Consider the following 24,696-nt stretch of genomic DNA (forward strand, 5'->3'; position numbering starts at 1 on the left):
TTTTCACTTTCAAATCATTCAGCTTATCATGTCCGTATTTTAGTCGTATAATGGAAGGACAGTCTTTTTTCCTTCATACTTAAATGTCCACTGAAAGGAGTGAGGTTATGGCATTGTCTATTGCCCAATTAGCTAAGGAACATCAAGAATTTGTCTTTAGGAAATTAAAGGAAGCTGAACAGGCATTACATCCTTCCTCTACTGAAGACGAGGAGCTAGTGCGTCGTGCTGTTTTTTCTGTGCGGAATAAATCAGTTGTCTTTGAACGTTTTAATGGAGCAAGTTCTATATTATATGCAAGCGTACAGGATGTCAGACCCGCTTCTGTAGAAATTGATTTTGCTAAAGAGGAGTTGCGCTGTAATTGTCCTCAGCTGAAATGGTGTAGACATCAGGTTGGCGCATTACTTGCCCTCTACCAGTATTTTGATTCTGTGCAAGATTGGTCAAGTGCGTGGCGTGCACAAAAATCAGTGCAATTAAAATCATTAGCAGATGAGCGGAGTCCAGAAAGCTGGCAATTGATGGTCAATGAAATAATGAAACGTTTATTGCCACCCGGGCGTATTTTAGAAGGCTATGGTCTTTCTGCTATACGGACTGATGCTTTGGAGAGACTTCAACGGCATATGCCCTTCGAGCGTGAGTGGCAGCCACTTTATAAGCTATTCATGGAACTATCCATCTTTAATACAATATGGCGTCATGTAAATGAAACACAAGGGCATTCAGTGGATTCTCCTTATATGAAATATTTTATTGATCAAAGTGTTCAATCATTCGAGAGTATCCTGACAGAGTTAACTGGTCGATCACGACTTTTTGCCACTGACCCATTTTATGATGCGCTTCAGGAACTAGTCAGAGAGTTTTTATTGGGACGACAAGGGTTGTTTGCTAATCGACTACAAATTTATATGCTGCTTTGGGCTGTGCTTTTTTATGAGAAGCCGCGACGAGAACAGGAATTAGCACTTATAAATGATCTGGAAAATCCTTCATCAGAGATTTCCTTAGAGTCATTAAAACTGCTATTTTATGTACTGCTACAAAAAGAGGAATTATTGCAGGAAAGCATTGCACAGATTGATGTACAGCGAATGCAGGACTTATTTGAGCTTGCTATTTTTGCAAAACGTGCTGGCGAGTCACATGCACAGTCAATCATTTTACGTGCGATGCTACCATTTGCCGAAGTCTTTTTACAGCAAACGGTGCCAGTTGTAAAACGAGCTCAATACGTACACCAATTTCAACTTTTGTACGAAGATATACCACTTACGGAGGAAGATGAAACTACATTATATAGTGCATTTGGTATTTACGGGCTTCAACCATTTTCGTTCTTCCTTATTAAAAAGGGACGTTATCGTGAATGGGTAGCCCTTCACCAGTTAAATCTCTCCTCCCTTTCTTATTTAGAAATGTGTGGATTAAAGGATGTGCTACAAGTTGCTCCTGCAACAGTATTGCCCTTATATCATCTATATGCCATGTCTGAAATTACGCAAAAATCACGTATGAACTATAAGCAGGCTGTACGAATTTGGAAGAGTATGCGCAGTGCAGCAAAACGTGCTGGCAAAACCGCTTATTTTGAAACATATATGCAAACAATTCGTGCAGAGTTTAAACGCCTGCGTGCATTACAGGAAGAAATTGAGAAAGGAAACTTAGTATGATGACTATTAATGCTCCTTCCCCGTTTTCAAAAAAATTACAGCTTCGTATTGAATCAATCCAGGAAGGATATTTTACGATACAAGGCTTTACGGCTAGCGGTGCAACAGTGGATGCAGACTCACTTATTTCTTCATTATTTTTAAACTATGAAGCGAATGTCTATGGTCTATTAAGCAATCGTACAGATCTTACTGTTGAAGTTTCAACCTCTGAGCTTCTAGATATTTTTTCACCGCGGTATCTACATCCTTTTATTGAATGGATCGGTGTGGACGCAGAAAGTCAGGTGTGGCTAGAAAAAGCGTCGGCTCTACAAGCATATTGGCAGGAGCCCTCGCTCTGGTCGTACGCTGCCATTGCTGATGATTTTTCGTCACTAGCATTCCCTATAGACGGTATAGATACGGCATTATTAGAAATGGCCGTGCAGCAAAAGCTCGCCCAAGCAGGTCTTGTACTGTCTGATTTACCAAAGCTATTGCCATTTTTCTTACGTGGTGGCTGGCCATTAGAGCAGGAACGACAAGCAGGTACAGTGACTGTCTCCCTACGCTTAAGTGAACCTGAGGAAGATTCAGATGTGTGGCTTCTAGAAACGGTACTGAGTACAGCTACGACGAAAAACTACTGGACGCCTGCTATGCGAAAGCAGTCATTACCAATTGTTGATGCTTTACCAGCAAAGTGGCAAATGTTTGCTGATGCTATCGAACAACAACAAGCACAAATTGTCGATCTTCTTTCTATTGAAGATATACGTAGCGATATTTTCATCCGTATTATGCTTGAGGATTTAGAAGTACGAACATTTTTACGTGAGGATTTAGCAAGATTACAGGCACTCGGCTTTGACGTTGTGCTACCGGCTTGGCTAAAGGATTTAAAACAATCAAAACTTCGTGTTCGTGTAAGTACTGGCAATGTAGCGACTAAGAAGGTTGCTGGACTAGATGATATTTTAACGTTCAAATGGCAGTTTTCTATGAATGGACAGTCCATCTCACCTGAGCAATTTAAAAAGCTTGTGGATGAGAAACGTGAATTCATTCGTATTGGGACAGAGTGGTTTCGTGTGGATGCGAACTGGATGCAGGAAATGCGCGCGTTGATGCAGCAAGCAGAAGATGAAAGCTGGACCGTTCGCGAATTGCTATTCCGTGAGCTACCAGAGGATTTATCCTTACCTCTTGAAGAAGAAGATGCCGATGATGCAATGCGTGATGATCCGATTTTTGCATTTGAACTGCAAAAATCGCTTAAATCCTATATGGAGCAGCTTTCTGAGAAAAAAGGACTTCCTACAGTTGCGGTTCCTACATCTTTGCAAGCTGATTTACGGCCCTATCAGCATGAGGGCTTTGAATGGCTTGTCTTCATGCGTGAACAAGGTTTCGGTGCGTGTCTAGCTGATGATATGGGTCTTGGTAAAACAGTTCAGCTCATTTCATATTTACTTCATCTTTATGAAACGACTGCGGATACTAAGCCATCCATCATCATTTGTCCTACGTCAGTACTAGGTAACTGGCAAAAGGAAATAGCTCGCTTTGCTCCTTCTTTAATTGTGCATACGCATTATCAGGCAAATCGTGCAAAAGAGGATGTTTTTAAACAGCTAGTAGCAAGCGAAAAACCACATGTAATTTTATCTACCTACGGCACAGTCTCACAGGATGCTGAGTTTTTGCAGGAAGTGGATTGGGCAGCAGTTGTCCTAGATGAAGCTCAAAATATTAAAAATATGCAAACACTACAGTCAAGGGCTATTCGTAAATTACATGGTACGCATCATATTGCCTTGACAGGTACACCGGTTGAAAACCGATTATCGGAGCTGTGGGCTATTTTTGACTTTATCCATAAGGGCTATTTAGGTAGCTTCGGTCGCTTTAACGAAGAATTTATTTTACCGATCGAACGTGATGAGTCGGAGTCACATAAACAGAAGCTTCGTGCAAAAATCCAACCATTTTTACTGCGTCGCACAAAGCGTGATCCAAACTTACAGCTTAACTTACCTGATAAACAAGAGTCTCATGAGTTTTGCCCATTAACAACTGAGCAAGCCTCTCTATATGAAGGTTATATATTAGAGACGCTCGATCAGCTGGAGCAATTAACAGGCTTTCAAAAAAAGGGACGCGTCTTAAAAATGCTTAGTAAATTAAAGCAATTATGTAATCATCCTGCCTTGTATTTAAAGGAACCTTTCGAGGATGCCGATACAATGTTAACTCGTTCTACAAAATTAGAACGTATCGTGCAAATGGCTGCTGAAATCGTGGACAATGGCGAGCAGTGCCTCATTTTCACACAATATATTGGGATGGGGCAATTACTACAGCATTGTTTTAGTGAACTATATAATGTTGATGCACCGTTCTTAACAGGTGCAATGCCTAAGCAGCAGCGTGACCGCTTAGTAGAGGCTTTTCAGGCAGGCAATTTCCCGATATTTATCCTCTCCTTAAAAGCAGGTGGAACAGGGTTAAATTTAACAGCTGCAAATCATGTATTACACGCAGATCGCTGGTGGAACCCTGCCGTTGAAAACCAAGCGACAGACCGTGCCTATCGGATTGGGCAAACACAATTTGTGCAAGTGCATAAGTTTGTTACAATTGGTACCATCGAAGAAAAAATCGATAAAATGCTGGCCCAGAAATCTGCATTATCAGAAGAACTCATTCAATCAAGCCAGTGGTTAACTGAGTTAGAAGATCATGAACTTCGTGATTTAATGATGCTTGATTATTAAAGATTTGTTTATGCGCCAAGAGCAAAAATGCTCTTGGCGCTCTTTTTAATTTCGCGAATTTCAGTGGATTAATGTTGTTACTTCTTCCCTACTTACTTTATATTAATATTTAGTTGTGTCGAAAATGGTCATTGCTGTGCGGTCTTCAGCAATGATCTACGTTAATGAATGGTATACATCATTCCTTTCTTGGTGTAAGTAATACAGGAGAATGGCGGATCAGACAACTAATCACTTGCTATACTACTGGTAATTGTACTTCTTCAGGTAGCACAAAATCCTTTAAGCCTTCCTGCCTGTCAGGTGGCTTTGGTGGCACAATAGCCTCATCACTTTCCCTTGGCTTAAGATGATAAAATCGGACATCTTCTACGACTACTTCTGTTATAAAAATCTTTGTGCTTGCTTCATTTACAAATGATCTTGATTGAATACGGCCATTTGTCCCAATCAATGAGCCTTTTCCGCAATATTTGACGATATGCTCTGCCAGCCTTCCCCAAACTGAACATAGAATAAAGTCAGCATCTACTTCCCCTCGACTGTTTTTGTAATTGCGATTAATGGCTAGCGTAAAATTTGTTTGCACGCGATTACCTGATAAGTGTCGCAACACAGGATCTTTTGTTAACCTTCCGACCAGTCCGACTTGGTTCATCGATTCACCTCCTTTGCTTTTGATTGCCCTCATCTTACAAGAAAGATTCTAGCATTGGCAAAAGTCGATATTTATCATTTCCTTCAGTTTTTAATCATAAATTAGTTATATTGAGGTTTTTATTTTTCAAGAATTTAATCATTTTTCAATTCGAATGCTTTTGGCTGTAATAGCAAATGCTAATTGTTGAAATATGCAATTTCGCTGTTTTTGTACAATGTGCGAACAGACTGCCAATCGTCAACAAGGGTGATTTGAATATGTTATACTAAAAAGGATGACCGACTTAGGAGGATATTACATAATGAAAACATTTAAAATGCTTTCCTTTGACCTTGTCACAAAAGATGGCATGCAACCGTTTCCTTTAGTCGATGGTATTATTATTAATCAGGAAAACAGCCATCAATCTTGGATTCTTGAACTGTTTTTGGACCGACAATATCGTTCAACTTTTGATGAACTTTTAGCGAGTGCTACTGTCTTTAATGTACGTGCAGTTATTTCATCTCCAGATAATGAGCCTGCTCCTTTCCAAGTTATCGTACATAACGTTCAAGAAATTGGTGAACACATCTCTGTACTTTTAAAAGGGACGTTAAAAATAAAACGTTCAAAATATGCAGAGCAATTACTAGCCGAGCTATTAGCTGAAGGAGTTTCTTTAGATGAGCTTTTGGAACGCTTCTCACACGATATGAAAGAACGACCAAAACTAAAAAATGATTGAGCTTGATTTAACGATGCAAATTACTGCATCGTTTTTTTATTGGACAGGTAGAGTAAATAGTAAAAAAGGTCGGGCTGAATTGCAAGAAGAAGTTCCGCAAGCAAATGCTGTATTAATGGTGCAGGCAATACCACTTCAGTTAAAGAAAATAGTGTACTGTAGATAATGATTAAAAAAGTAGTGATTTATTCAAATTATCAAAATCATGTGAAATGTTTTAATTTCCTATTATTGGTAGTTCTAAAGTTATTCAATCCTATATTAGATTTTTATCTTATTCAAATAAAACTGTTAATATTTCCCCAAATCTATTATTCTATTAAGTATAAATTAGGAGGAGTGTCTTTATTTAATGAGAAAAAAATATTTACTAATGGGATTAATTTATTTAATAGCACCCATATTAGGTGTATATCTAATTGAAGTGTCTACAAGAAATAGTTTTGAGTTAACTAATTTATGGATAAACGAAAATGTGCAAATTTTTATTGTTTCTTCTTTATTTTTTTTACTTATCCAGTCTCTAATAGTATCGATTACTAATAATATCTATATTTCAATCGTCTTAAGTTATACTCTATTTTACTTTTTGGTTCAAATTAATACTTATAAATTACAGATTTTAGATAACCCATTATTACCTTGGGATATTTTTTTTGTAAATCAAGTTCTTGATTTGGCACCTGTTATTTATAAAAAAATAAACATTTCATTTACTGTATTTATTATATTTTTAGTCATAGTAGTGTTATTTTTCTTGGTGAAATATACTAGATTCAGTCTAATGAATGTGACTCAACGTGTATTGTTGTTCTGTATATCAGCATTCTTAGTAGTATTAATAGTAAATTATCCGAATAACTATTTCCAAAAAATATTTGATGCAAGCGAAGCCAAATTAATGTCATGGGATCAAAAGGCGACACAAAATAAAAACGGGCTCATACTAGGAATTATTTTAAACATGCCTAGTGTTATAATTGATAAGCCTAATAATTATTCAAAAGCTAAAGTCGATAATTATGTTCAAAATATTCAAAAAGAAAATGGAAATATCGTTAGCGACATAAAACCTAATATTGTAATAGTTATGAGCGAGGCATTTTGGGAGTTGAATAATTTAGGAATTGGATACAATTCAACCACCCTTACTCCTACAGTTGATAAGTTTAAAAAAGGAGAACTCGTATCTCCTACTTTTGGTGGCGGGACAGCAAATACTGAATTCGAGGTTTTAACTGGTTTTTCAATGAACCAGTTACCGGGCGGGTCAATCCCCTATCAACAATATATATCAAAGGATATCCCATCTTTAGCAAGTATATTAGGTGAACAGGGCTATAATACTGCAGCTTTACATACCTATTTTAAATATTTTTGGAATAGAAATGAAGTTTATTCCCATTTAGGTTTTGATAAGTTTATTGGACTAGAAGATTTAAATGAACAGAAATATTTCGGTACTTATATAGATGATGCAGTTGTAAATGAATTAATAATAAATGAGGTAAGAGAGAATAAAGAACCTACCTTTATCTATGCAGTAACAATGCAAAATCATGGATTATACAGTGATACAAGATATGGTGAAAAAACTTTAAATATAACAAATTCTTATTCAAATGAAACCAACCAGATAATTAATACTTATGGTACAGGTACAAATTATTCAGATAATGAATTAAAGGTTTTAATGCAACAGTTAGAAGAATTAAAAGAACCTTCCTTAGTAGTTTTCTTTGGAGATCATTTACCTGCTTTAGGGGAAGTATATGACGAGCTTGGTTATATTAAGGATATGGATAACAAAACATTAGAAGAAGAATTAAAAATGAAACAAACACCTTTAGTAGTTTGGAATAACTATGGTAAACAAATAACAAATTTAAATTCTATTAGTTCATCTTTTCTTCCCTCAAAAATTATAGAATGGGCAGAGTTAAAATCACCTTTATATTTTAATTTCTTGAATGATTTTTACGATGAAATTCCTGGATATACTTCATTAGTGAAAGTTAAAAATGATGGAAGCCTTTCGTTAGAAACTCCAGAATCTAAAAAATCACTTGAAGAAGTTTATCAAACATTACAGTACGACATGATGTTCGGGGATAGGTATTCAGAGAATGTACTATTTAAAATAGATTAGTTGTTCCCTATTATTCAGTAACTATACGTAAATACAGATATCAAATATTAAAAAAGTGTCCTCTTTGGATGCTTTTTCTTTTTACCTGAAAGGATGTGAGCTAATGAAATACAGGTCAGTTGGTGTTCAGGAATGCTAATCGTTACAAGCGGAAACTAAACAGAACCACTTATACAATTTTATATTTCTAATGGAGCAAGAGGTAAATGGGTTGTTACAAATTTCATTTACCTCTTTAAACGTTCAAAATAATCCAGCGCATAGTCTTTTACTAAAAGAGTCTGTTATTGCAGTAAGAAACTACCATTATAGAGTTAAGCAGTTATAAGCAAAACGATTATCCAAAACAGTTACAGCAATATCTACTTTTTTTTATTTAAATGACAAGCAACAAAATAATATTTTTTGCGGTACACGTATATACATGCTTCTCCATTTGCAAATCTATTTATCATGAATTGGATCAGCTTCACGTTTACCAAATTTATTCTCATAAGCTGACGTATAATCCATTCGCGCCATAACCTTCGATATATATCTTTAATTTTGTTGTATTTACATTCTTTGATAATGATTTTGAAAGTTATAACCATAGCGATATTGAGTTAGTTGATCTTTATGCGCAGGGCCGCTCCCTTTTCGTAGATATTTATCCTTTGGCGCGGATCTCCACTTTCACGTTTAAGTATTCACCTTCATATCAGCGGTGTTCAGCTAATGCAAAAAAGAGTGTTCCATGTTGGAAGCACTCTTTTTTTATTTATCGCGTATTCATGTTGTTATTCTCACGAACGTCTACTTTTTCTTCAACGACTTTTTCTTTAATGACATTACCATTTCTATCTACGCCGTTAGCATTTGGAACGTTGTTGTAACCATTTGTACCATTTAAGTCAGTGTTTGTTCCTGGTGTTGTTGTTCCTGGTGTTGTTGTTCCTGGTGCTGTTGTTCTTGGTACAGTTGTTCCTGGTGTTGTAGCTTCAGGCATAACAGTACCATTCACGTCACGATTGTAAACGTCATGTTTTCTAGCTGGCTCTACAACGTCTTCGACTTTATCAACACCTCGTTGAACGTCGTTCTTTACATTCTCCGCTGGTCTCTCTTCAACTGCTTTATTTCCCCAGTTACATCCTCCAAGGAATACAGTAGCAAGAATGATGGCTAAAAATGACATTTTCCACATTAAAAAAACCTCCTTTCATGGGTGCTATGTCAGCAAATACAATAGGTGCATTTGTGATCCTACATAGATTGCCCAGGAAAAGAGGGAACTATCCGATTTTCGTAAAAACTATTTTTGTTTTTCTTTTAACAATTGTTCAATGTACGCTGCTTCAGCTTTACAGTTGTAGCTATAATTTGTACCTAGCTCTTTTTGCAAGGCCTCAATTGTTTCGATTTGCTTAGCCGTTGGTTCTTCATTTAAAATTTTTGCAATTACTTCATCGATTTTCTGCGCCATTTCTTCATGGAATTCAGTACTCATCAAAACATCTGCTGGGATTTTTTCGATCCATGCGGCATTTTCTTGAAAATAAGTTTGCCAGCTAGCAATGAAGTCTTCCATAGAAAAACGCTCTTCTTTCCAATCAATACTTGTTAAGTATGATTCAAAAGATGTTGAAATCGAACGCGTAATGCTAATTTTAACACCTGAAGACAATTCCTTATACATCTATATAATCCTCCTACGTTTTAAAAAAACCTAAAATTACATGTATTTCAAATTTCAATCGTTATATGCTATCGCATTTTAAGAACTTAATTAATCTATTAATTAACAGTAAGGTCATTATTCGACATAGTTATTTTATATCTTTTAACCTATAATTGCAAATTACGCCTGTTTTGGCTGCTCAGGTCCAATAGCAAATAGAATATCAGCTTCACATACTAGCTCTCCATCGACTGTTGCCACACCGTGACCTTTGCCCATTACTCCACGTAGTTTCACGAATTCTACTTCTAATCGAAGTTGATCTCCTGGTACTACTTGACGCTTGAAACGACAATTATCAATACCTGTCAAGAAAGCTAGACGACCTTTGAATTCATCTGCATTTAATAATGCTACTCCACCAACTTGTGCTAGCGCCTCTACAATTAAAACGCCTGGCATTACTGGGTAGCCTGGGAAATGCCCATTAAAAAAGTCCTCGTTCATAGAGACGTTTTTTAAACCGACTGCACGCTTACCTTCTTCTAATTCAACAATACGATCAACAAATAAAAATGGATATCGATGTGGTAAAATTGCTTGAATTTGCTCTGCTGTTAACATTTCTTTTCCCCCTAAATATCGATTTCGCCTTGGCGTTTTCACAGGATGAGTTCCTCTATTCAGTAGCTGCCTACTGGTAGAAGATCAATAAATATGTAAACATAAAGTATGGTAAAGAATAATATTATTCTTTACCATTCATAATATCAAATATATGCTGCCATGTTTCAGTTTTGAAAACATCCATGGCATTACCTGAACCAATAACACTATAGCCAACTATTGCACCTACAATTGCGGCTACAACGATTAAGATGAGAACAAGTACAACGCGTAGCCAAATCGGAATCAGCCGTATTTGCACCCATCGAATCCCTCGTTGCTCTCCATTTGAGCTTTGTTCCTTCTCTTCTGGTGGCGTATCGGTTTCTTGTGTCGGCACAGAACGTCGACGTGAATCGTTTGTCATAAATTGTACTCCTCTTCATTCCTTACTAAACAGTATGAACGGATTTACTATCGAATACCATTAATGAGCCCAAGCATTTGGTCTGCTAAAGTTACCGCTCTTGCATTGAATTGATAAGAACGCTGCGTTTGGATTAAATCCGTCATTTCTTTTGAAAGATTTACATTTGACATTTCTAACGCACCGTTTTGCATGCCAATTTGCTGACGATTTGCTCCTTGTAATTCAGTGACAACTTCAGCTTGTGTATATCCAAGCTGAGCGAGGTTATTCGGTAATGCAACATAAGAGCCAGAAATATGCTCCATTAGCTGTGGCTTTTGAAATTCTGTCACTGCTAAATCAGTACGAATAATATCCCCATTCGGCTCAGTTGCCTCTAAAACGCCGCCATTGCGTACAGCGATACTTTTCACATTACTTGGTAATGTAATAGCTTGTCCTGTTGAATCTGCCAATGGATATCCATCTGCATTTACAACCATTACTGTTCCATTATCTAATGGTGACAAATAAAAGTCACCTTGACGAGTATACACTGTTTTTGTGCCATTTTCACCATCTGGCATCAAAATATTGAAATATTGCTTCGGTTTTGTGAAAGCAAAATCAAGATCGCGATCTGTTGTTTGTAGGGAACCTTGCTTGTGATTTGATTGGATTTGTCCAAGCATGGCACCTGCACCATAACGGATGCCAAGTGGTGATTGTCGGTCAGCACGATCTTGTTTATCATTATTAAATTGCTGATAAAGCAGTTCATTGAATGTAGCTTCTTGTGTTTTGTAGCCAAGTGTATTGCTATTGGCAATGTTATTACTAATTGTATCTAGTTTATGTTGTAATTGCCCCATTGTATTTGTTGCAGTAATCATTGTACGTAGCATGATCAAACGCCTCCTGTTCGCCTATTATACTTTACCGATTTCGTTGACAGCCTTTTCCATGCTACGATCATAAGCCTGTAACACTTTTTGGTTAGCTTCGAAAGCACGATATGCTGTCATTAAATCTGTCATGGTGCGACTAGAATCTACGTTTGAGCCTTCTAGATAATTTTGACGCAATGTAAAGGATACGCCATTCGCTCCGTAAGCTGTCGGTAAGTCTTCACCGTTTGCTGTTCGAATTAAACCATTATCCTGTTTACGTAGCGTGTTCGGATTCGCCGCAAATGATACACCAACACGTGCTACTTGCTGATCATTAACATAAATTGCCCCGTTCTCATCTAGGCGGAAATCATCATTCGGTAGCTGAATGCGTTGACCTCTGTCTGATAGCACATACAACCCTTGTGGATTTACTAAATAGCCTTGACCATCTAAAGTAAAATTCCCGTTGCGTGTATATGCCTCGCCACCATCCGGATGTGCTAAACGGAAGAAAATAGATCCCGAGACGCCATCATCATTTTGTGGTAAGTTTCCATCAATCAAAGCCATATCTGTCGTGAAATCAGTGTTGTAAATTTGGCCTTGTATGTAGTTGGGCAATGTTTCTTGCATATAAATCCCTGTATTTAATGCTCCAACTTGACTCATATATTGAGAGCCAGCTTGTTGATTGGCAGGTGCATTCGTTTTTCCTACACTTGACATGAGCATATCAGGAAATGAGCGAATTGTTGATTGGTCTGCCTTAAACCCTGGTGTATTCGCATTTGATAAGTTATTAGTTAGTAGCTCTGTTCTTCTTTGTTGTGCAATCATTCCAGTTGCAACTGTATAAAATCCTTTAAACAAAGGAATCACCTCTTAAATTTTTATAAGGATGCGGGCACTCGATCAATATTTTCAAGCATAATGCCTGTTCCAATTGCTACACAATCCATAGGGTGCTCTGCAATGAACACAGGTACCTTTAACTCTTCTATTAATAGCTGGTCCATTCCATGTAGTAATGCTCCACCGCCAGTAATAATGACCCCACGATCAATTATATCAGCTGATAGTTCTGGTGGCGTTTTTTCTAAAACATTTTTTGCAGATTGGACAATCATAGCAACCGATTCATGTAATGCACGTTCAATCTCCTCAGAGTGAATTTCTATTGTACGTGGTAGACCTGTCACCATGTCACGACCACGAATATCCATTGAATCGTTTCTCGCGCCCTTAAAGACTGTACCAATTGTGATTTTTATTGCTTCTGCAGTACGTTCACCAATTAGCAATTTATATTCTTTTTTAATATATTGTAAAATATCATTATCAAAAACGTCTCCTGCAACCTTAATGGATTCGCTCGTTACAATATCACCCATTGATAGAACTGCTACATCTGTTGTTCCACCGCCAATATCGACTACCATATTACCACTAGGTTGGAATATATCCATGCCTGCACCAATTGCAGCAACTTTTGGTTCTTCTTCTAAGTAAACTTTTTTTCCACCTGATTTTTCTGCAGCTTCGCGAATAGCTTTTTGCTCAACACTAGTAATGTTTGTTGGACAGCAAATTAAAATACGTGGTTTCGCTAAAAATCCTTTTACATCTAATTTATTGATGAAATGTCTTAGCATAGCTTCTGTAACATCAAAATCCGCAATAACACCATCTCGTAATGGGCGAATTGCAGTTATATTTCCTGGCGTACGCCCTACCATTTGGCGAGCCTCTTCCCCTACCGCTAATACCTTATTAGTTTTTTTATCAATCGCCACTACTGATGGTTCATTTAAGACGATTCCTTTGCCTTTAACGTGTATTAATACGTTCGCAGTTCCTAAGTCAATGCCAATATCTTTCGAAAACATTTTATAATTTCTCCTTCCCGCCAGTTCCAACTACATAACGTTCATTTTATCTGTTTATCTAGAATATTTTATCATATTTCATTGGTAATTTCACCTAATTTTAGTGAACGGAACGGTTTTGTTTCAATTATATGAACAGTCATAGAAAAGAAGAAATCGTTTTAGCAATCTTTTATATGGTTTCTTATTTGTTTTGGCTCATCACAATAACGTGAGGTTGATTTCCGTTCCGGCTGGGCGCTTTGTCGCTGACGCTTCGCTTTCGCGCAGTTAAACATTTGTTGCTGTCGCCTCGCTTTCGCGCAGTTAAACATTTGTTGCTGTCGCCTCGCTTTCGCGCAGTTAAACATTTGTTGCTGTCGCCTCGCTTTCGCGCAGAGCAAAGCTTCCTGGGGGCGTCCTATGAGTCGCTTTTGTTGTTACTGTCGCTTCGCTTTCGCGCAGAAAACATCCGCTTCGCTGTAGGGTCTCGTGCCTACAGATGTTTTTTGCGCGAAAGCGTAGTGCTAACGTAGCGGCAGCAGCACCGATGTTGATCACGAAGGCGTTATCACAGGACGTGATGCTCTTAGCCTTCGTTCCTCTACCGCTGATTCCCAAGGAGTCGCTCAGCCCCCACTCCAATCAACTTATAAACATTGCATACGTTTTAAAAATATGTAGAAAATGAAAGTGGCTGGGACAAAACTGGTCAAAACTTTAAAAAGCAAGATAAATCAATTTAGAACGTTGATTTCTCGCGTTTTTTGGTGTTGAGTTTTTAAATTTTGCGTAAAAAAATATACTTATGTCATAAGAGACGTAAATGATCAGTGCGGTCAGAGAGTGTTGCATGAAGGTAGATGTCGATATTTTTCAAAAGTTGGTTGATAAATCGATAAAGTTGGTCGATAAAACAATCAAAAGTTCTCGACAAATCTCAAAACTGCAGCTCATTAAAGATTTTTGTCGCTGCTGTTGCGCTCCGCTCCACTTTCGCTGCAGAAAAATGAGGTTTTGTCTCAACCTCCCTGGGCAAACAAAAAAAGAACGAATCATTATTGACTCGCTCTTTCTTTCCACTTGTTTTTTGTTGCCTCTCCTCCACGAATATGACGTACGGCCTTATGATAGGCGAGAATTTCTTTCACTTGCTCAGCTAATCCTTCATGAATTGTTGGCAATCGCTCTGTTAAATCTTTGTGCACCGTACTTTTTGAATAACCTGTCATTTTCGCGAGGACACGCACAGTTTCACGCGTCTCAATCAATAATTCACCGAGGCGTATGCAGCGCTTCCGAATGTGCTCGTGCACGTTCTTCGTCCTTTCCACACAATTTCACAAAATGGCGTTGGCATCAGATGCACGTCTGCGCATTTCTTCACCTTATGTGAGGACAAAGCTATTCAGAACACATTTTACATTTTCACGATAAAATACTGATTTTTTATGCAATTTTTAGTATTTATTTTTCTCTTTTAAATACTGTATTAAGGATCTACTTATTTTCAAAGGCTAGTAATTGTTTCGGATTAATATATTTTCCGTTATCTAGTACTTCAAAATGCAAGTGAACGCCAGCTGCTTGGTTCCACTCATTGTCAGTCGCTTTTCCAAGCGCTTGACCTTGTGTTACCTCATCGCCTTCTTTTACAGCAATGTCCTTTACAGAGCTATAATGTGTTTGCTTACCATCTGCATGCTCAATAACAATTTTATTGCCCGTAAATGCATCTAGTTTTACTTCTAGTACTTTACCACTCATAGCAGCAAGTACTTCAAATTCTTCACCATTCATAGAAAGAGAAATACCAGAAGATGTCGTAAATGTTTGATTAAATACCATTAGTGCTTTTTCACGTGACTCTGCATTAGCCTCTACTTCATAAAACTCTTGTGAAACTTGGACTTTACTTAAATCTGCTTCCTTGAATGGGTACTTCATAGTTTCTGTACGTGCATTTGTTTCAACTACAGGACCTGAATCTACTTCTGCTACTTCTGATGACGGAGCCTCTTCTACTTTCGATACGAGACTATTGTAACCAAATAGCATTCCTGCTAGCATTAGAGCGCCACCTCCGTAAACTGCTGGCCAAAACCACGGTTTCTTCTGTACTTGAACTTTTTCATTTTGATCTTGAGAAGTTTTACTATTTTTATCCTCTCTCATTTTCATCACCTCTAGTTGCAGTGTGAACAACTAGAAGTTATTTTAAACATGCATCTATCGATTTTATTTCAATATCTTGATAATAATAGTGTAAAATTTCGGTAGCAGTTTTCCCATTACTGGCCATTGCCTCTGCTCCGTATTGACTCATTCCTACCCCATGCCCGTATCCTTTCGTGCTAACCTGTACATTTCCTGTAGCGGCATTATATGAAATTTTAAAATCCGTTGATGGTATTTGTAAAAGTGTTCGAACTTCTCGACCTGACCACACATTCTTGCCTAGCTGCATGCGCTCAACACGTCCGGAATCATTTAAAAATAACTGTAGACGGTTGAAATCACTTGCCTGCCATTTAACAGGCCACAGTGCATTCCATTCCTTTAATGTCCATTCCTTTATAGCTGAAAACTTTGGTGATGATTGATCAGTTACACTTGCAACACTTTGTAAATATGGCAGATCATTTCCACCATAACCGTAGGCACTCTCTGTTTTACCGTTGCTAGTAGAGTGAAACATTGCCGTAATTAATTCATTATTATATAGAAGAACTTGTCCTTTCGTTTCGTTAATGGCCTCGACAATTTTCTTTTCATTCCCCGGGAAATTGCTAGTCCAGTTCGCTTTTCTTTGCTCCTTATTGTAAAAAACTTGTCTAGCCACTGTAGGAGCGATGGCTATTTTACCGTAATTTGTCGATTTCAATGCGTATGTTCTCGCTGCAATTGCCTGCGCTTTTAAAGCTTCTTTTTTAAACGAAACGGGCATTTCTGCAGCAACTACACCAGTCACATACGTTTCTAAAGGGATTTTCTCCTGTTGTCCCTCCACTTCTATAAAGATTTCACAAGCCTTCTCTGTTGTTGTTATTGCAGGTAAATCCTCAACCGAATATCTTTCACCTAATGCCACAGGAAGCATATATAATGCTCCAATCAAACTAATTATGCCTATACTCATTATCCATTTTTTCATAAAGAATACTATGCTAGAAATCTTCAAAATATGAGGATGTTAGCGAAGTACGCTTCCATACGCATAGGAAAACATGATTAGAGCGGGCTATCTAAAAATGGCTTTTCACCGTAACGTGAGGTTGATTTCCGTTCCGACTAGGCGCTTTCCTGTGGGCGTCCAGCCGGAACGGTAATCAACTTATAACATGGCATACGTTTTAATACGTTAACTACAAAAGAAAAACCCTCTGCTCGAACTCAAGCAAAGGGTTTTGACATTTATTTAGTTTGTTGGTAATTCAACAGCTGATTCCTCATTGATGATTACATCTTCAACTGGTACACGTTCAATATTTGCGCCAAGAGCAGCCAGTTTGCCGTGGAAATCAACGTAACCACGATCTAAGTGATGAAGTTTTGTAACTCTAGTTACACCTTCAGATACAAGACCTGCTAAAATTAGTGCAGCCGCCGCTCGTAAATCTGTCGCCATCACTTCAGCACCCTGAAGACCTACAGGCCCTTCGATAAACACAGAACGTCCTTCTATTTTAGCACTGGCATTCATACGACGGAACTCTTCAACATGCATAAAACGATTTTCAAAAACCGTTTCCGTAATTATACTCGTACCTTCTGCAGTTAACATCAAGGCCATCATTTGGGATTGCATGTCTGTTGGGAATCCTGGATGTGGCATTGTTTTAATATCGACAGCTTTTAATGTATTAGGAACACGTACACGGATGCCCTCATCTAGTTCAATAACTTCTACACCCATTTCACGCATCTTTGCGATTAATGCTGTCATATGCTCAGGAACAGCATTTTCAATCGTTACATCGCCTTTTGTAATTGCTGCTGCAACCATAAATGTGCCAGCTTCAATACGGTCAGGAATAATATGATGTTCTGTTCCATACAATGTATCGACACCTTCGATACGAATCGTATTCGTACCTGCACCGATGACACGGCCACCCATATTATTAATAAAGTTTGCAAGATCTACAATTTCAGGCTCTTTCGCTGCGTTTTCAATTACAGTTGTCCCTTGTGCTAAAGCTGCAGCTGTCATAATATTTTCTGTTGCCCCAACGCTAGGGAAGTCCAAATACACATTGGCGCCTTTTAAACGTCCTTCTGCCTTCGCTTCTACATACCCATGACCAAAGGAGATTTTTGCTCCCATAGCCTCAAAGCCCTTTAAATGTAACTCAATTGGGCGAGAACCGATTGCACAGCCCCCTGGTAAAGCAACACGAGCATAGCCATTTCGAGCAAGTAAAGAACCCATCACTAAAATCGATGCACGCATTTTACTGACAAATTCAAACTGCGCTTCACTAGAAAGTTCTTTTGTTGTATCTATATATACTGTATTGTCTTCCGGTATATATGTAACCGCCGCGTTTAGACTTTTAAGTACTTCATTTATAGTAAAGACATCTGCTAAGTTAGGGACTTCTTTAATTACATTTTCTCCTTCAGAAGCAAGTAAAGCCGCCGCTAGGATTGGTAACACTGCATTTTTTGCGCCCTCTACACGTACTTTTCCCTGTAGCTTTTTGCCGCCAGTCACTATTATTTTTTCCACCTTATGTCCCTCCGAATTCAATCTATTAACCTATCATATTTTTATTTTAACAAGAAGTATAATGTCATAATCAGTAAACAAACAACTCTATAGTACAACTTTTCTTACGCTCGTTCAAGCATCCAAATCACTATTTTAAGACATTTATTGATATTTTGCTATTTATTTATTGTACGCATTATTTTTTTTTTTGTGAATGACCAATAACATGGAAGAAAAGCATTAATTTCTAATTACTTACCCAAAGATTTATGAACAAAAACAAAAATCTAATGGGTTTTTTAACACTTATATTTACATATTTCAAAGGACCACATAATAATATTATAAAGTCCTGTGAAATATGTAATTTCCATCAAAAGATAGGCATAAGGGGCTATCAAAATAAATACGGAAGTTTTCCTGACCAGTTTGAAATTTGGAGAAAGAAATTTGAAACAGCTGATCCTATCACAATACTTAATAAAATATAAATTAACTGAACTTGAAATACTCTATTCTTCTTGAAGAGCTTTTCTAGCATAAAAGCTTGTAGCGCGTAAAAAGTAATAGCGATAAAAAATATATGCGATAAAATTCCTATTAAGGCTTCTTGTCCTATGGCCTCATACATTTCCATGTCGGTTCCTCCATATTCATTTCTCTGGCAGCACTCTAAAAGGCTGCATTTGGGATAAAGTTAAAAAACGGACAGATATTGAATCTGCCCGTTAAAATTTGAATTAGATATTACCCTCATGAACGTTGATACGATTCAACGCACGTTTTAATGCTAGGTCAGCACGTTTGAAATCAATGTTGTCTTGTTTACTTTGAATACGTCCTTCAGCACGTTTAACGGCTTCTTTAGCACGTTTAACATCGATGCTTTCAGCAATTTCAGCAGACGGAGCTAAAATTGAGATTTTTTCAGGACGCACTTCAATGAAACCACCGCTTAAAGCAACAATTTCAGTCGAACCGTTTTCTTTTTTAAGCTTCACTGCACCAATTGCAAGTGGAGCGACCATAGGAATATGGCCTGCAAGAACACCGATTTCTCCTGAAGTTGTTTTAGCAATTACCATTGATACTTCAGAATCGTATACTGGGCCGTCGGGAGTGACAATATTGACTAGAACTGTCTTCATATTTTTTCCTCCTCGTCCCTAGTATTAAACCTCTACGCCCATGCTTTTCGCTTTTTCAACTACTTCATCAATTGAACCAACTAAACGGAAAGCATCTTCTGGTAGGTGATCCCATTTGCCATCAAGGATTTCCTTGAATGAGCGAACAGTTTCTTTAACAGGTACATAAGAACCTTTTTGACCAGTAAATTGTTCCGCAACGTGGAAGTTTTGAGATAAGAAGAATTGAATACGACGAGCACGTTCTACTGTTTGTTTATCTTCATCAGATAACTCATCCATACCTAAGATAGCAATGATATCTTGTAATTCACGGTAACGTTGGATTGTACGTTGTACACCAGTAGCGATTGCGTAGTGCTCAGCGCCTACGATTTCTGGTGATAACGCACGAGAAGTCGAAGCTAATGGGTCAACCGCAGGGTAGATACCCATTTCTGATAATTTACGCTCAAGGTTAGTAGTAGCATCTAAGTGGGCGAAAGTTGTAGCTGGCGCCGGGTCAGTATAGTCATCGGCTGGTACATAAATCGCTTGAATAGAAGTTACAGAACCTTTGTTAGTAGATGTGATACGTTCTTGTAATTTACCCATTTCAGTTGCAAGAGTTGGTTGGTAACCTACCGCAGAAGGCATACGACCTAATAGGGCAGAAACCTCAGAACCTGCTTGTGTGAAACGGAAGATATTGTCGATGAATAAAAGTACGTCAGCACCTTGTTCATCACGGAAGTATTCCGCCATTGTAAGACCAGTTAAAGCTACACGCATACGTGCACCAGGTGGTTCGTTCATTTGACCGAATACCATCGCTGTTTGCTTGATAACGCCTGAATCGCTCATCTCGAAGAATAAGTCGTTCCCTTCACGAGTACGCTCACCTACACCAGCGAATACAGAGATACCTGAGTGCTCTTGTGCAATGTTATTGATTAATTCTTGGATTAATACTGTTTTACCTACACCGGCACCACCGAATAGACCGATTTTACCACCTTTGATATATGGTGCTAATAAGTCTACTACTTTGATACCTGTTTCAAGAATTTCAACTGTAGTTGAAAGTTCATCGAAAGCTGGTGCTTCGCGGTGAATTGAATCACGACGAACGTCAGCTGGGATCTCTTCACCTAAGTCGATTACTTCTCCAAGTACGTTGAATACACGACCTAAAGTAACTTCACCAACTGGTACTGAGATAGCTTTTCCTGAGTCTGTTACTTCTGCTCCACGTTGTAAGCCATCAGTAGATGACATTGCAATTGTACGAACAGAATCATCACCTAAATGAAGAGCAACTTCTAATGCAAGAGTTGTTGGTTCTTCATTAGGACGTTCAATCTTAACTGTTAGTGAGTTATAGATTGCTGGTAATTGGCCATTGCTAAATTTTACGTCAACAACTGGACCCATTACTTGAATAACATGTCCTTTATTCATTACTGTGTACCCTCCTATCGTATTCTTATACGACATTGGGAAGCTGGGCCTATTCTAAGGCTGCAGCTCCACCAACGATTTCTGTAATTTCTTGTGTAATCGCCGCTTGACGCGCACGGTTATATTGCAATGAAAGGTCTGAAATAAGATCAGATGCATTATCAGTTGCATTTTTCATAGCCGTCATACGAGAAGCATGTTCACTTGCTTTTCCATCTAATAATGCGCCGTAAACTAAGCTTTCCGCGTATTGTGGAAGTAACACTTCAAGAATTGCTTCACCAGATGGCTCAAATTCGTAAGAAGCATTACTGCTAGCAGGTGCAAGATCCGTTAATGGAAGAAGTTTTTTCTCTGTCACTTCGCTAGCAATTGCGCTGACAAAGTGATTGTAGTACATATAAAGTTCATCATACGTACCATCAGTGAACATACCAACAGCTTTACGAGCGATTTCTTTAATATCAGCAAATGATGGTTGGTCCGGAAGACCGACAACATCGCTGATGACATTATGATCACGTTTCACAAAGTAGTCACGAACAACACGACCTACCGCTAAAATAACGTATTCGTCTTTTGATTTATGACGCTCGTCAATTGTACGTTGTACTTGGCGTAGGATACTTGAGTTGTAAGCACCTGCAAGACCACGGTCAGAACCAATGACTAAGTAAGCTGTTTTCTTAACAGGACGAGCAGTTAACATTGGATGTCCACTGTCTTTTGTTCCTGAAGCGATCGCGCCTACTACATCCTGAATTTTTTCCATGTAAGGAACGTACGCTTTAGCGTTTTGCTCTGCACGACGTAACTTTGAAGAAGAAACCATCTGCATCGCTTTTGTAATTTGTTTCGTACTCTTTGTAGAAGTAATACGACCTTTTATTTCGCGTAAGTTTACCACTGGTATTTCACCACCTTTTGTTTTTTAATCAAGTGACTAGCACGAACTTATTCTGATTTAGCGAAAGTTTTTTTGAACTCTGTTAAAGCTGCTACGTAATCCGCATCAGGAGCAAGTTCTTTTGTAGTACGAACATGATCTAAAACGTTTGTGTGGTTTGTATCTAACCAGCTTAAGAATTCACTTTCAAAGCGAACGATATCTTGTACTGGAATATCATCTAAGTGACCTTTAGTTAATGCATAAAGGATCGCAACTTGCTTTTCAACTTTAAGCGGTTTGTTTAGGTCTTGTTTAAGAACTTCAACCGTACGTTTACCACGTTCAAGTTTAGCAAGTGTGATTTTATCTAAATCTGAACCGAATTGAGCAAATGATTCAAGTTCACGGAATGCAGCTAAGTCAAGACGTAGTGTACCCGCAACTTTTTTCATCGCTTTAATTTGAGCAGATCCACCTACACGTGATACAGAAAGACCGGCGTTAATCGCTGGACGTACACCCGAGTTGAATAAGTCAGATTGTAAGAAAATTTGTCCATCAGTAATTGAGATTACGTTAGTTGGGATGTATGCAGAGATATCCCCAGCTTGTGTCTCAACGAATGGAAGAGCTGTAATTGAACCATTTTGATATGTTTCATTTAACTTCGCAGCACGTTCAAGTAAGCGGCTGTGTAAGTAGAATACGTCACCAGGGTAAGCTTCACGACCTGGAGGACGGCGAAGAAGAAGTGAAAGTTCACGGTAAGCTGATGCTTGTTTAGAAAGATCATCATACACGATTAAAACGTGTTTACCTTGTAACATGAATTCTTCAGCCATAGATACACCAGCTAATGGTGCTAAGAATAATAATGGAGCTGGTTGAGAAGCAGAAGCTGTCACAACGATTGTGTAATCTAAAGCGCCATTTTTACGAAGAGTTTCTACTACACCACGTACAGTAGACTCTTTTTGACCGATTGCAACGTAGATACAGATCATGTTTTGGTCATTTTGGTTAAGAATTGCATCGATTGCTACTGATGTTTTACCAGTTTGACGGTCACCGATGATTAACTCACGTTGACCACGACCGATTGGTACTAAAGCGTCAATCGCTTTGATACCAGTTTGTAGTGGTTCGTGTACTGATTTACGAGCCATTACACCGAAAGCTGGACTTTCGATTGGACGAGATTTTGTTGTGTTGATAGGACCTTGTCCATCCACTGGTTGACCAAGTGGGTTTACAACACGACCAATTAGTTCTTCACCAACTGGTACTTCCATGATACGACCTGTACGACGAACTTCATCGCCTTCTTTGATGTCAGTGTATGGACCTAGGATTACGATACCAACGTTACCTTCTTCTAGGTTTTGAGCCATACCCATAACACCGTTAGAGAACTCTAAAAGCTCTCCAGCCATGACGTTGTCGAGGCCATGAGCAAGAGCGATACCGTCACCAATACGGATAACTGTACCAACTTCGCTTACTTTAAGTTCAGATTCATAATTCTCAATCTGTTGTTTAATCAGACTGCTGATTTCTTCAGCCTTGATGCCCATGTATGTCACCTCTCACATTTCTAAATTATTAACCGATTAATTCACGTTTTAGACGCTCAAGCTTGTTCGCTACTGAGCTATCATAAATATGGTTACCGATTTGAACACGAATCCCACCAAGTAAAGATGGATCGATTTCGTTTGTAATGTTTAATGATTGTTTCCCAACAAGTTTCGAAAAAGCTGCCGAAATATTAGCGCTTTCTTCAGTAGAAAGTGCACGAGTTGAGAATACTGTAGCATCTGCAGAACCTTGTGCTTGTGCAGCAAGTTCAGCATATGCTGTTGCGATTAGCTTCACTTCGTTTACACGTTTTTTCTCAACAAGTAGTTGAACTGTGTGTAAAACTTCTGGAGTTGCACCAGCAAAGATTTCAGCTATTATTTGTTTCTTACGTTCGATAGAGAACTTAGGAGCATTTAAAAGTGTTAAAAAATCAGGAGATTCATTGATAACTTTTGTTAGCTCATTTAAGTCTGCCCCAACTTCTGCAAGAATGTTTTTTTGTTGCGCTAATTCAAAAAGCGCTTGAGCGTAACGTTTTGCTACAGTTGAATTACTCATCGAGCTTCCCCTGCCTTCGCAATCGTCTCTTCAATTAGAGCACGGTTGTCTGCCTCAGAAATCTCTTTGCTAAGGACTTTAGATGCTGCAAGTACAGATAATGAAACGACTTCATCACGTACTGCTGCAATAGCTTTTTCTTTTTCAGACTCAATTTCACGTAAAGCCGATTCTTTTAAGCGGTTTGCTTCATTGCGTGCTGCAGTAAGAATTTCTTCTTTTTGCACTTCGCCTTGCTTCTTAGCGCTTTCAACAATCGATTGTGCTTCCGTACGAGCTTCTTTAAGAAGGCTCTTTTGTTCTTCTAAAAATTGGTGCGAATCTTTGCGCGCTTTTTCAGCTGCTTCGATTTCACTTGCTACTAATTCTTCACGTTGTTGCATGATGCCCATAAGTGGACCCCAAGCGAACTTTTTAAGTAACACCATTAACAATAAGAAGATAACTAATGTTGAAACGATGTCCCCGCCATTAAAACCAGTGCCGGCACCTAGTACAAGATAATCTAAAAACACGATTGTTTCACTCCCTTCAAGAGCTATGACTTCAACATAATAATTTAAATACTTGAAAACTACCTATTTTAAAAAGCTATATTTACACATAGCTTTTATCAGTTCCAAAATGAAGGGCGAAGTTTCATCTGAGAATCCTGCTTCGCCACTAGTCAAATTCAGTGTACAACTGAATTATTTGTTCATTACGATGAATGCTACTACTACTGCGATGATCGGTAGGGCTTCAACTAATGCAACCCCGATGAACATTGTAGTTTGAAGAACGCCACGAGCTTCTGGTTGACGAGCGATACCTTCTACTGTTTTTGATACGATAAGACCGTTACCGATACCTGCACCAAGTGCACCTAAACCGATTGCGATTGCTGCTGCTAATAAACCTAATGAACCTGTCATTTGAAAATTTCCTCCTTGGAATTGTTTGTTTTTTTTGGTTC

Annotated in this window: 27 protein-coding genes; 6 read left to right on the forward strand and 21 right to left on the reverse strand. The window is 38.3% G+C overall.

The window, feature by feature from the left end; all coding sequences use genetic code 11:
* The first annotated feature begins 107 nt into the window (after positions 1-107).
* Entirely contained in the window at positions 108-1,682 is a 1,575-nt protein-coding gene (locus BFJ97_RS18950; protein WP_068986208.1) for a hypothetical protein, read from the forward strand.
* Positions 1,679-4,441, forward strand: coding sequence for a DEAD/DEAH box helicase (locus tag BFJ97_RS18955; RefSeq protein WP_083227101.1), 2,763 nt, complete (start codon positions 1,679-1,681; stop codon positions 4,439-4,441). The genes BFJ97_RS18950 and BFJ97_RS18955 overlap by 4 nt, the downstream gene beginning before the upstream one ends.
* Before the next feature lie 238 nt (positions 4,442-4,679).
* Here the strand turns inward: BFJ97_RS18955 and BFJ97_RS18960 are convergent, their stop codons facing one another.
* Positions 4,680-5,099 carry a single-stranded DNA-binding protein gene (locus BFJ97_RS18960; RefSeq protein WP_068986209.1) on the reverse strand — a complete coding sequence of 140 codons (420 nt, stop codon included), beginning with the start codon at positions 5,097-5,099 and terminating at the stop codon, positions 4,680-4,682.
* Between the two features lie 304 nt (positions 5,100-5,403).
* Here BFJ97_RS18960 and BFJ97_RS18965 point away from each other — a divergent pair, with 304 nt between their 5' ends.
* From BFJ97_RS18965 to BFJ97_RS25730, 4 genes are all read left to right on the forward strand, one after another.
* Positions 5,404-5,829 carry a YwpF family protein gene (locus BFJ97_RS18965; protein WP_068986210.1) on the forward strand — a complete coding sequence of 142 codons (426 nt, stop codon included), beginning with the start codon at positions 5,404-5,406 and terminating at the stop codon, positions 5,827-5,829.
* Positions 5,822-5,995 (forward strand): hypothetical protein, encoded by a 174-nt coding sequence (locus BFJ97_RS24880; RefSeq protein ID WP_175401811.1) that lies wholly within the window; start codon positions 5,822-5,824, stop codon positions 5,993-5,995. The genes BFJ97_RS18965 and BFJ97_RS24880 overlap by 8 nt, the downstream gene beginning before the upstream one ends.
* Before the next feature lie 186 nt (positions 5,996-6,181).
* Positions 6,182-7,978: an LTA synthase family protein gene (locus tag BFJ97_RS18970; protein WP_068986211.1), complete on the forward strand. Its 1,797-nt coding sequence runs from the start codon at positions 6,182-6,184 to the stop codon at positions 7,976-7,978.
* 190 nt (positions 7,979-8,168) lie between these two features.
* Entirely contained in the window at positions 8,169-8,306 is a 138-nt protein-coding gene (locus BFJ97_RS25730; RefSeq protein ID WP_368072754.1) for a hypothetical protein, read from the forward strand.
* Positions 8,307-8,738: 432 nt separating this feature from the next.
* Here the strand turns inward: BFJ97_RS25730 and BFJ97_RS18975 are convergent, their stop codons facing one another.
* The 20 genes from BFJ97_RS18975 to atpE form a co-directional block, all read right to left on the reverse strand.
* Positions 8,739-9,164, reverse strand: a complete 426-nt coding sequence (locus tag BFJ97_RS18975; protein WP_068986212.1) for a hypothetical protein — start codon at positions 9,162-9,164, stop codon at positions 8,739-8,741.
* Positions 9,165-9,272: 108 nt separating this feature from the next.
* Positions 9,273-9,656, reverse strand: coding sequence for a hypothetical protein (locus BFJ97_RS18980; RefSeq protein WP_068986213.1), 384 nt, complete (start codon positions 9,654-9,656; stop codon positions 9,273-9,275).
* A gap of 162 nt (positions 9,657-9,818) precedes the next feature.
* Positions 9,819-10,262 carry a 3-hydroxyacyl-ACP dehydratase FabZ gene (fabZ, locus tag BFJ97_RS18985; protein WP_053484429.1) on the reverse strand — a complete coding sequence of 148 codons (444 nt, stop codon included), beginning with the start codon at positions 10,260-10,262 and terminating at the stop codon, positions 9,819-9,821.
* Between the two features lie 124 nt (positions 10,263-10,386).
* A complete protein-coding gene (locus BFJ97_RS18990) occupies positions 10,387-10,671 on the reverse strand; it encodes a DNA-directed RNA polymerase subunit beta (RefSeq protein WP_068986214.1) in 285 nt (94 codons plus the stop codon).
* Between the two features lie 47 nt (positions 10,672-10,718).
* Positions 10,719-11,558: a flagellar hook-basal body protein gene (locus BFJ97_RS18995; RefSeq protein ID WP_068986215.1), complete on the reverse strand. Its 840-nt coding sequence runs from the start codon at positions 11,556-11,558 to the stop codon at positions 10,719-10,721.
* Positions 11,559-11,582: 24 nt separating this feature from the next.
* Complete coding sequence (locus tag BFJ97_RS19000; RefSeq protein WP_068986216.1) at positions 11,583-12,416, reverse strand: flagellar hook-basal body protein; 834 nt, start codon at positions 12,414-12,416, stop codon at positions 11,583-11,585.
* Positions 12,417-12,436: 20 nt separating this feature from the next.
* A complete protein-coding gene (locus tag BFJ97_RS19005; protein WP_068986217.1) occupies positions 12,437-13,432 on the reverse strand; it encodes a rod shape-determining protein in 996 nt (331 codons plus the stop codon).
* A gap of 342 nt (positions 13,433-13,774) precedes the next feature.
* Positions 13,775-14,032, reverse strand: coding sequence for a hypothetical protein (locus BFJ97_RS19010; RefSeq protein WP_068986218.1), 258 nt, complete (start codon positions 14,030-14,032; stop codon positions 13,775-13,777).
* Positions 14,033-14,469: 437 nt separating this feature from the next.
* Positions 14,470-14,727 carry a sporulation transcriptional regulator SpoIIID gene (locus BFJ97_RS19015; RefSeq protein ID WP_068986219.1) on the reverse strand — a complete coding sequence of 86 codons (258 nt, stop codon included), beginning with the start codon at positions 14,725-14,727 and terminating at the stop codon, positions 14,470-14,472.
* A 184-nt stretch (positions 14,728-14,911) separates the two neighbouring features.
* On the reverse strand, positions 14,912-15,586 hold the full coding sequence (locus tag BFJ97_RS19020; RefSeq protein ID WP_068986220.1) for a M23 family metallopeptidase: 675 nt from the start codon (positions 15,584-15,586) through the stop codon (positions 14,912-14,914).
* 37 nt (positions 15,587-15,623) lie between these two features.
* Positions 15,624-16,511 carry a stage II sporulation protein D gene (gene spoIID, locus BFJ97_RS19025; RefSeq protein ID WP_254660207.1) on the reverse strand — a complete coding sequence of 296 codons (888 nt, stop codon included), beginning with the start codon at positions 16,509-16,511 and terminating at the stop codon, positions 15,624-15,626.
* A gap of 318 nt (positions 16,512-16,829) precedes the next feature.
* Positions 16,830-18,143 (reverse strand): UDP-N-acetylglucosamine 1-carboxyvinyltransferase, encoded by a 1,314-nt coding sequence (murA, locus tag BFJ97_RS19030; protein WP_068986222.1) that lies wholly within the window; start codon positions 18,141-18,143, stop codon positions 16,830-16,832.
* 379 nt (positions 18,144-18,522) lie between these two features.
* Positions 18,523-18,762: a DUF1146 family protein gene (locus BFJ97_RS19035; protein ID WP_068986223.1), complete on the reverse strand. Its 240-nt coding sequence runs from the start codon at positions 18,760-18,762 to the stop codon at positions 18,523-18,525.
* A gap of 103 nt (positions 18,763-18,865) precedes the next feature.
* The gene (locus BFJ97_RS19040) at positions 18,866-19,273 is read right to left on the reverse strand and encodes a F0F1 ATP synthase subunit epsilon (protein ID WP_068986224.1); all 408 of its coding nucleotides are present in this window, start codon (positions 19,271-19,273) and stop codon (positions 18,866-18,868) included.
* Between the two features lie 24 nt (positions 19,274-19,297).
* Positions 19,298-20,713 carry a F0F1 ATP synthase subunit beta gene (gene atpD, locus BFJ97_RS19045; RefSeq protein WP_068986225.1) on the reverse strand — a complete coding sequence of 472 codons (1,416 nt, stop codon included), beginning with the start codon at positions 20,711-20,713 and terminating at the stop codon, positions 19,298-19,300.
* Between the two features lie 49 nt (positions 20,714-20,762).
* Positions 20,763-21,620 (reverse strand): ATP synthase F1 subunit gamma, encoded by an 858-nt coding sequence (gene atpG, locus BFJ97_RS19050; protein WP_068986226.1) that lies wholly within the window; start codon positions 21,618-21,620, stop codon positions 20,763-20,765.
* Between the two features lie 47 nt (positions 21,621-21,667).
* Complete coding sequence (gene atpA / locus BFJ97_RS19055; RefSeq protein WP_068986227.1) at positions 21,668-23,176, reverse strand: F0F1 ATP synthase subunit alpha; 1,509 nt, start codon at positions 23,174-23,176, stop codon at positions 21,668-21,670.
* A gap of 28 nt (positions 23,177-23,204) precedes the next feature.
* Positions 23,205-23,741 carry a F0F1 ATP synthase subunit delta gene (locus BFJ97_RS19060; RefSeq protein ID WP_068986228.1) on the reverse strand — a complete coding sequence of 179 codons (537 nt, stop codon included), beginning with the start codon at positions 23,739-23,741 and terminating at the stop codon, positions 23,205-23,207.
* A complete protein-coding gene (gene atpF, locus BFJ97_RS19065) occupies positions 23,738-24,256 on the reverse strand; it encodes a F0F1 ATP synthase subunit B (RefSeq protein WP_068986229.1) in 519 nt (172 codons plus the stop codon). The genes BFJ97_RS19060 and atpF overlap by 4 nt, the downstream gene beginning before the upstream one ends.
* A gap of 174 nt (positions 24,257-24,430) precedes the next feature.
* Positions 24,431-24,655, reverse strand: coding sequence for a F0F1 ATP synthase subunit C (gene atpE, locus BFJ97_RS19070; RefSeq protein ID WP_004269474.1), 225 nt, complete (start codon positions 24,653-24,655; stop codon positions 24,431-24,433).
* Between the last annotated feature and the right edge of the window lie 41 nt (positions 24,656-24,696).

It is taken from the genome of Lysinibacillus xylanilyticus, assembly GCF_001708185.1.
In the GTDB taxonomy this organism is placed as follows: Bacteria; Bacillota; Bacilli; order Bacillales_A; family Planococcaceae; genus Lysinibacillus; species Lysinibacillus xylanilyticus_A.